Genomic DNA, 7,855 nt, shown 5'->3' with positions numbered 1-7,855 from the left:
TCACGCTGCGTCGCACGCGGAGCGCATGCCGTCGTCCTGCTCGATCGTGCCGGCTGGCATACGACACCCAAACTCAGACTGCCGCGCAACGTCAGCCTGATCTTCCTGCCGTCCCGCGCGCCCGAACGTAACCGGCCGTTCAAGACCCGTCAGACTGTATTTCTGCCTGGGGTTTTGGTATTGAGCGCGTGATTTTCTTTATGAATTTCGATTAGGTATGGAAGATTTTCGATACCAAACTCTGTAAAAGCAAGGATTGGTTCCTCGTCTTCCCGGTTAGAGTTGAAGACATAGATACGCCCATCTTCCGGCGTCATGCCTTCGGCGATTTCATGCAGCAGATCCTCGTCTTCAGCAAGTTTTTCTGCGACGTATGCTGCGGTAAAGATGTAGCTGATGGCAGCCATGACTATGCAGCCTGTTGATGAGGTGTTTTCATGGGTTGCCAGTTCCATGGCAACAGTTCATGGAGCCGGTTGATCTTGTGCTCGTTGATACGGGCCAGAACGTCGGCGAGGTAATCGTGCGGATTGAGGCCTGAGAGTTTTGCGCTTTCGATGAGGGTCATGGCGTCAGCGATGTTGTCCCCACCGGCATCGGAACCGGCAAAGAGATAGTTTTTTCGGCCGACGCATACGGGCCGTATGGCCCGTTCGGCAGGATTATTGTCAATGGCGACACGACCATCTTCCACAAACAGGGTAAAGGCGGCCCACCGGTTGAGCGCATAGCGGATCGCTTTTGCCAGTTCTCCCTTCCCGGGGATGCGGGTGAGCTGTGCTTCGCACCAGGCATGGAACGCTGCAACGCGGGGGCGGCTTTTTTCCTGCCGGATCGCCAGGCGATAGGAGGCCGGATGCCCGGTGATCTGCCGCTCGATATCGTAGAGCTCTCCGATCCGCTCAAGCGCTTCCCTTGCAATTGTCGAGCCGCTGCCTTTCCAGACATCATGGAATGCCCGGCGTAGATGAGCCCAGCAGGCCGCTTCGCGCACACGCACGGTTCCCGTTGCATCGGGTTTATACAGATCCCTGAACCCGGCGTAGGCGTCAGCCTGCAGAATACCACGGAACTGTGCCAGATGGGTCTGGGGATTGATCCCCTTGCGATCGGGAGAGAACCAGTAGGCAACGGCGGGTGGATCACTCCCGCCCCATGGGCGGGGATCGCGCAGATAGGTCCAGATCCGCCCTTCCTTCACACCGCGTGGTTTGCCAGCCTGGCGCAGGCGGGGATCAAGAACCTGGATGGGCGTATCATCGGCATGAAGCAGCTCTGCCCCCACGACCTCCTGACGGATCATATCTGTCAGGGGCCGCAGGACTGCAACGGCCTGACCACACCAGTCGATCAGGGTTGAACGGGGGATTTCGACACCCTGACGGGCAAAGATCTCGTTCTGACGATAAAGCGGGATATGGTCATCGAATTTCGAGACCAGGATATGGGCCAGGAGCCCGGGGCCAGCCATGCCCCGTGGGACAGGGCGCGATGGCGCTTCAGGCTGCACCATTGTTTCGCAATGACGGCAGGATTTCTTCAGCCGTGCCGTTTCGACGACTTTCAGTTTTGCCGCGATGAATTCAAGGATTTCGGTGACATCTTCGCCGACGAGGCGCAAGGGACTGCCACAGGCGGAACAGGCTTCGCCCGGGTCGAGCACAATGCGCTCCCGTGGAGTGGCGTCCGGGACCCTGGGCCTGCCGCGCCGTCTTTGGGGAGAGACCACGGCGTCGCCGTTATCGTGCTCCTCACTTTCGGGAGACGGATCCGCCGCTGCAATCGCGATTTCCACATCTTCGAGGAGCAGTTCGAGTTGTTCAGTCTCACGCTCGATCTTTTCTGAACTGGCCCCGAATTTCTGTTTCTGCAGGCGAGCGATCCGGATCCTGAGCGACTGGACAAGGGCATCATAGGCCCGGGCCGACGCCGACAGCCGCACGATCTCGCCCTGCTGGGCCATGATGATGCCCTTGAGGGTCTCCAGATCATCAGGCAGGGGGCCAGAGTGTCGCTCCATCTCTGGATAATAGCGGAAAACTGCCAGAAAACAAAGAAATCTGCGACAGAAATAACGAAAAAAATCAGGCGACGCGAGAGGGAGGGGCCGACCAGGATGGCCGTCTCCAGTCGATTCCTTCCCAGAGCATGGCCATCTGTGCGGCTGTCAGGCGGGCAACGCCATCTGCCGGGGAGGGCCACGGAAAACGTCCGGTCTCGAGCACCTTGTAATAAAGGCAGAACCCCTGACCGTCCCACGTCAGAAGCTTGATCCTGTCCCCCCGGCGACCGCGAAAGGCGAAGAGGGCACCCGATGTCGGGTCCTGACGCAGCCTGTCCTGTGCAAGTGCGGCCAGCCCCGATATGCCCTTGCGCATATCCGTAACCCCGCAGGCCAGATAGACACGCACACCGTTGCCCACGCCAATCATGCCGTCTCCGCGATCCGGATGACCCGCGCCAGAAGCTCTTCGGCAGGATGTCCCGTCACCCTGATACAACGGCCATTGCGCAGCACAATGGCCAGTCCATCAGCATCCGGCGCAATGTAATCCCCGGACACTGAACTGTTCCCGCCCACCGGTGCGACAGGAACAAAGTGCACATCCTGATCATGAGCGGAAAGCCTTTGACGGAATGAAGAGCGCCACTGGTAAAGATGTTGACGGGTCAGGCCATGCCGACGTGCCACATCCGATACACCTGCCCCGTCCACACCAACTTCAGCCAGAATCTCCAGCTTCCGTTCGTCCGACCAGCGGCGACGGCGTTCAACGCCAATCAGGATTTCCTGACCCATTCTTACCTCCCAAACGACGTCAATAACGACGTCGTTAACGACGGTAAGTTACCAGTCACAATCCTCACTCATAAGGCGGCCTCAAGCGGCCGATTACGCCCGAACTGAACCCGGTCGAGAATATCTGGCAGTTCCTACGCGCCAACTGGCTGTCCAACACCGTGTTCAGCGGCATCGAACACATCATCGAAGCCGCATGCACCGCATGGAACAACCTCACCGCCCTGCCACAGACCATCCGTTCCATCGGCCTCAGAAAATGGGCTCATATAGGTCAAAGGTGATAGCCCGTAGTATTAGTTCATTCGAAAAATTTCTCTTGTTAAATAATATATATTAACTACATATAATTATATAGGTGTTGTTCATATATGAAAATTATACCTATAATAATTGTTGGAAGTATTTTAATAATTATACACTATATATCTTTTTTTATCATAAACTTGTTATATGTTGCGGGATTTTTTGTATGAATATAGGAGGCCTTACGGAATATACCGTAAGGCCAATTGTCTTTTAGCAGGGATCAACACGCCAATGGGCGGGCTGAGCACGATCCTGAAGATGCCGTTCACGGGCAACATGAACAGGCCGATGACCATCCTTACAGGCCTTGTCTTTTGCTGCTTTCTGTGTGGAGAAAGGACCTTCTTCCTTACCATTTACCACGATCACATAGTGAGCGGTCGAGGCATTGGGATCAGAACTTTTGGGACGGTGTTCAATATAGGCAGCTGACATCAGTTTTCCATTCATTTTGTAGGATTCAATCAATCCCACTCTGGAAATGGTATTGGTACACATCATATCAACCACAAATTAAAAATAGTAGTGTCATATCTGAATTGATAAAATAGCACATCAATTCATAAATTATACATAATTAGTATGAATTAATTTTATATATACCAAATAAATGGGATTTTCCATCATTGAGGATGCCCAGATAGTTAAAAACCTGTCCTCGTCTGAGTCCAGTGCCTTCTGCAAGAATGCCAAGTCGTTCCAGGTCTGCCTAGGCCGCATTGATGGTCGGCATGCTAAGGCTCGTCTGCTGTACCAGTGAGGGGGCTATGACGAATGGGGTCTGCTGCAGCCCGTCAGCCCGCATATAGTTTAGAGTGGTATCCAGAGATCAGGCGGCCACAGGCGACGTGGACACAAAAGCCCTTCAGCCCCCGAATCTGTCCGGTAATATGGATTACCGGACAGGCTGTTAACGCCTCATTTCGGACGTATGGCCCATTGATCTGCGTTTCTCAAAACGGACAGTCGAATTAGTTAGGCTACGATCACCTCAAGTCCCAAAAATTGGCCGAAAGTAAAGATCAAAGAGGCATGCGAAAGGTCGGCGTGTGCAGTTGTTGTCAGCTGACGTTGTGAACGCCTATCATTAAAAGATGGGGCCGTTATCCCGGAAAAGTACCGTCTTCGGACCTCGTCGTTCAACCGCGTAGTTCCATCTTGCAGCCGCTTGCTCGATGTATTTTGCAGCAGAGCCAGGCACCAGATTCAGACGGATATCGACGTCTGAAAAAAAGATAGCACGGCTATTGTCACTTGCAGGACGTGAACCCATCCAAGACTGGATCAGAGCGACAATATCATTGGGATCGCTCACGAGTTCAGGAACAGACTCTACGACCGCCGATGTGCTTGCGACTGCTTCGATCGGCGCGGATTTGAACAAACCCAGCCTTTTTAATGATGCTCGAATTCTGCTGCAGGCAGGTCCCAGTGCCGCTACGAGGTTCCCGTCTTGTCGGCTAGGCTCGAACGAAGCTGTGGTAACGCCGAGAAGGTCCGTAGGTAAATGAAGGTCATCAATGCCGCGCGGCATAATGATAAAGCATCTCTCTGCCCCCAGTCGACCAATGAAGAGCCCCAACTCGAAGATAACATTGTCACGGACTGTCTGTTTCTCTACTTTTTTAATCGCACTGACATCACTCGGCGCAAAAATAAAGAGACCGAAATCGCTTTCATCGAGAACATCTAGCAACGTGGACATTGTGGAACGAGACAGCGTGAATACACCTTGGTTCCAAACCGTTGCCTCCACGTCATGTTCCAAGCCCTCTTGAGTAGCATAGGCGAGATCGAGATGATCCGCAGAAGATGCAATAAACATACGTGGTTTCATGATGTTTCCGAGTAAAGATACGAATGATATTGCTTACAATTTCATGCTTTAGTCTTACAAGACACAGGTTTCCTACTCAAGAAGCTTTCACCGACGAGTTGTTCAAGCACCAACCGTAGAAACCCTGTGTCGCATGAATGGCCCTCGCCTTGTGATTGTGCTCGGCATCGGACCTTCCGCTTGCCCCCCCATCGCCGACATTTTTTCTGCCGGGAAAGGGGAGAGCATGCTTGTTCGGGTATAGCCTTCAGAGTCAGAGGGCTGCGCGGATTTTCGTGACGGGTTGAGAGGGTGGGAGAGAGTCTCCTGTCCGCCCGTCATGGAGTTTTTCGCCATGGCGACCACTATTCCCAAAATCAGCCTCAGTTCGTCCCGTGACATCCCCTTCAACCGGCTGGTGCTGTGTAAGCTCCCGGCGACTGACGCCTTGCTGAATACTTCTGGTCTTGTTCAGCTATGAAGCATGAGCGATTTAAGAGATAGGGACGCGGTACTACCTGCGAGTGTCGCAGGTAGTACCGCAGAGAGGCTCCAAAGGAGCGGTAGAGAGACAGGCGAGCGGGACAGGCTGGCGGACGCCTCGCGGATCGAGATCGTTTCGGATCGCCGCCGCTGGCACGCCCCTGAATTTCGCGCGCGAGTGGTCATCGCGTCCTACGAGAGCCGACGCCCCATAAGGGAGGTGGCTGCACAGTATGGGATCCATCCCAGTCTGGTGTTTCGCTGGCGGCGAGAGGCTCGGGCCAAAGCGCAGGCCAAAGGCGGGACATCGTTCATACCTGTCATGGTAGCCCCGGCCCCCGAGCCGCAGCCATCGGAGCGTCGGAGAGAACAGGGAACGCTGTCCGGCCAAGCCGTCAGCCTGGTCTTTCCGGACGGTGTGCGGCTGGAGTTCGACGCAGGGCTGTCCGCTGATCGTCTGCGTGAGATTGTGGGCGCACTACGATCATGATCCCGCTTCCTTCCACGCTGAGGATATGGCTGGCGGCCGGTGTAACCGATATGCGCCTGGGGATGCCCGGGCTGGCGTTGAAGGTCCAGGAAGCACTGGGTCGTGACCCTTTCGCGGGTGACGTCTATGCCTTCAGATTCCATGAGGAGTGGATAGCGAGCCGCGCCGTGTCAGAGTGTGCTTGCTGAAACTCTCTGGAGGGCAGAACCATGCTCGAGGCATCTGATCATCCCACGACCCCGGTCGCTATCCGCGTTGATCTTGGCGCGATCTTCGTTTCACTGGAACTTGGAAAATCGAGTTGGCTGGTCACATCGCTCTCACCCGGAAGCGAGAAGATGTCGCGCCACTCGGTTCAAGGTGGCGATATTGCGGGCCTGTTCGGCTGTTTCACTAGTCTTCGTGACAAGGCCCGCGCTCGGGAAGGAAGACTTTTTCCGCTTGTGGTGATTCAGGAAGCCGGATTGGATGGATTCTGGATCGATAGAGCCTTGAAGCAGGAGGACTGGATCGAGAGCCATGTCGTCGATGCGGCGTCGATCGCAGTTCCCCGCAAGCACCGGCGTGCAAAGACGGATCGTATCGACGGGGAGATGCTGGTCCGTACGCTGCTGGCGTTCAAACGCGGAGAGGCACGGGTCTGCTCAATGGTCCGCCCTCCATCACGGGAAGAGGAAGACCGCCGACGTCTCAGTCGGGAGCGTAAGGTTCTGGTGGGCGAGCGCACGCGGCATATCAACCGCGTCCAGGGCCTGCTGCTGAGCCAGGGCATTCGAGGTTACCGGCCGCTGCGACGGGATCGGCGTGCCTGTCTCGACGAGTTGCGAACGGGCGATGGTCATCCCTTGCCGAAGCATCTCAAGGCGCAGATCGGACGAGAACTGGACCGCATCGAACTTCTCATGGAACAGATTAAAATGGTTGAGAGCGAACGGGACGAATTGGCAAAAGTGAATGACAACAATCAATGTTCGCCAGTTGTCCTGTTGCAGGGTCTCAGAGGGATTGGCGCCGAGTTTGCCACCGTTCTGACGCAGGAAGGACTGTTCCGGCATTTCGACAACAGGCGGCAGGTCGCGGCTTATGCCGGTCTGGCGCCTTCGCCGTGGAAAAGCGGATCGATCGACCGTGAACAAGGCGTCTCGAAATCCGGTAATCCGCGCCTGCGCACGGCCATGATCCAGCTTGCCTGGCTGTGGCTCCGCTACCAGCCTGACACCGCGCTGGCGCAGTGGTTCCATGAACACGTGGGCGCAAGAAGTAACCGGAGCCGCAAAACGGCGATCGTTGCCCTGGCCCGCAAGCTTCTTGTTGCGCTCTGGAAATATGTCACGAGTGGTGTCGTTATCGATGGCGCGCATCCGGCGTCCCGCTGATGGAAACACCACAGACATAAACCCCATCCCCAGGACCTGATCAGTCCTGTGGATCCAGGTGAACGGACCGATCGGCCCCATGGCTTGCAATGCCGACCTTTCAGAATGGTCCCGTTCTCCTGAGCCTTTGCCCCGAATGCGGGATAGTGGTGCTGCCGCGCGCGAGCGGCGACCGGATGTGAGGTTCTACAGGTGCGGCATCGCGCCGGTAGTCGTTAAACAGGCTCAGACCATGGATCCAAAACACGGAGAAGAAAAAATGATCTCGCAGTGAAAGTGGCCATTGACGTGAAACTCCTCATGTGAGGGGCCGACGCGGCGACCTGGTGAAACTGATCTGGCACGATGGGATCGGCCTTTCCTTATATGCGAAGCGGATCGAGCGCGGGCATTTCCTGTGGCCTTCGGCAAAGGACGGAGCGATCCATCTCTCCCCGTCACAATTGACTTGTCTGCTGGAGGGTGTGGACTGGCGCAATCCGCAGAAAACATGGAGACCTGAACTGGCGGGATAATAAAAACCGCGCCAGGTCAGCATATACTGGTACCCTTTTGAGCGCCCATGTGATCAACTGCCTTCA

At 55.5% G+C, this 7,855-nt stretch carries 10 protein-coding genes and 2 pseudogenes; 6 read left to right on the top strand and 6 right to left on the bottom strand.

Translation table 11 applies throughout. The features are described from left to right. Positions 1-132 (top strand): annotated as a pseudogene (locus OQZ28_RS16805) (IS630 family transposase); the annotation flags it as partial. A gap of 17 nt (positions 133-149) precedes the next feature. On the opposite strand, the gene OQZ28_RS16800 reads toward OQZ28_RS16805, so the two are convergent. The 4 genes from OQZ28_RS16800 to tnpA (OQZ28_RS16785) form a co-directional block, all read right to left on the bottom strand. Then, positions 150-455, bottom strand: a complete 306-nt coding sequence (locus OQZ28_RS16800) for a hypothetical protein (protein WP_240471398.1) — start codon at positions 453-455, stop codon at positions 150-152. After that, positions 410-2,020 (bottom strand): IS66 family transposase, encoded by a 1,611-nt coding sequence (gene tnpC / locus OQZ28_RS16795; protein ID WP_034930374.1) that lies wholly within the window; start codon positions 2,018-2,020, stop codon positions 410-412. The genes OQZ28_RS16800 and tnpC overlap by 46 nt, the downstream gene beginning before the upstream one ends. 64 nt (positions 2,021-2,084) lie before the next feature. Further along, on the bottom strand, positions 2,085-2,432 hold the full coding sequence (gene tnpB / locus OQZ28_RS16790; protein WP_019092134.1) for an IS66 family insertion sequence element accessory protein TnpB: 348 nt from the start codon (positions 2,430-2,432) through the stop codon (positions 2,085-2,087). Next, the gene (tnpA, locus tag OQZ28_RS16785; RefSeq protein WP_034930370.1) at positions 2,429-2,800 is read right to left on the bottom strand and encodes an IS66-like element accessory protein TnpA; all 372 of its coding nucleotides are present in this window, start codon (positions 2,798-2,800) and stop codon (positions 2,429-2,431) included. The genes tnpB (OQZ28_RS16790) and tnpA (OQZ28_RS16785) overlap by 4 nt, the downstream gene beginning before the upstream one ends. Positions 2,801-2,898: 98 nt before the next feature. On the opposite strand from tnpA (OQZ28_RS16785), the pseudogene OQZ28_RS16780 reads away from it, so the two are divergent. Then, positions 2,899-3,084: pseudogene (locus tag OQZ28_RS16780) on the top strand (IS630 family transposase); the annotation flags it as partial. A gap of 235 nt (positions 3,085-3,319) precedes the next feature. On the opposite strand, the gene OQZ28_RS16775 reads toward OQZ28_RS16780, so the two are convergent. Continuing rightward, entirely contained in the window at positions 3,320-3,544 is a 225-nt protein-coding gene (locus OQZ28_RS16775; protein ID WP_082267100.1) for a hypothetical protein, read from the bottom strand. Between the two features lie 652 nt (positions 3,545-4,196). Next, positions 4,197-4,946 carry a TIR domain-containing protein gene (locus OQZ28_RS16770; protein ID WP_458136673.1) on the bottom strand — a complete coding sequence of 250 codons (750 nt, stop codon included), beginning with the start codon at positions 4,944-4,946 and terminating at the stop codon, positions 4,197-4,199. Positions 4,947-5,409: 463 nt separating this feature from the next. Here OQZ28_RS16770 and tnpA (OQZ28_RS16765) point away from each other — a divergent pair, with 463 nt between their 5' ends. From tnpA (OQZ28_RS16765) to tnpB (OQZ28_RS16750), 4 genes are all read left to right on the top strand, one after another. Next, positions 5,410-5,898, top strand: a complete 489-nt coding sequence (tnpA, locus tag OQZ28_RS16765; protein ID WP_458136672.1) for an IS66-like element accessory protein TnpA — start codon at positions 5,410-5,412, stop codon at positions 5,896-5,898. Continuing rightward, positions 5,895-6,086: an IS66 family insertion sequence element accessory protein TnpB gene (gene tnpB / locus OQZ28_RS16760; protein WP_083824534.1), complete on the top strand. Its 192-nt coding sequence runs from the start codon at positions 5,895-5,897 to the stop codon at positions 6,084-6,086. The genes tnpA (OQZ28_RS16765) and tnpB (OQZ28_RS16760) overlap by 4 nt, the downstream gene beginning before the upstream one ends. 21 nt (positions 6,087-6,107) lie before the next feature. Further along, positions 6,108-7,274, top strand: a complete 1,167-nt coding sequence (locus OQZ28_RS16755; RefSeq protein ID WP_051672012.1) for an IS110 family RNA-guided transposase — start codon at positions 6,108-6,110, stop codon at positions 7,272-7,274. 302 nt (positions 7,275-7,576) lie between these two features. After that, entirely contained in the window at positions 7,577-7,789 is a 213-nt protein-coding gene (tnpB, locus tag OQZ28_RS16750; RefSeq protein ID WP_007400694.1) for an IS66 family insertion sequence element accessory protein TnpB, read from the top strand. Positions 7,790-7,855: the final 66 nt, after the last annotated feature.

The organism is Komagataeibacter sp. NFXK3 (assembly GCF_054182245.1).
Note: the sequence above shows the minus strand (reverse complement) of the source record. Positions and strands in the feature narration are given on the sequence as shown.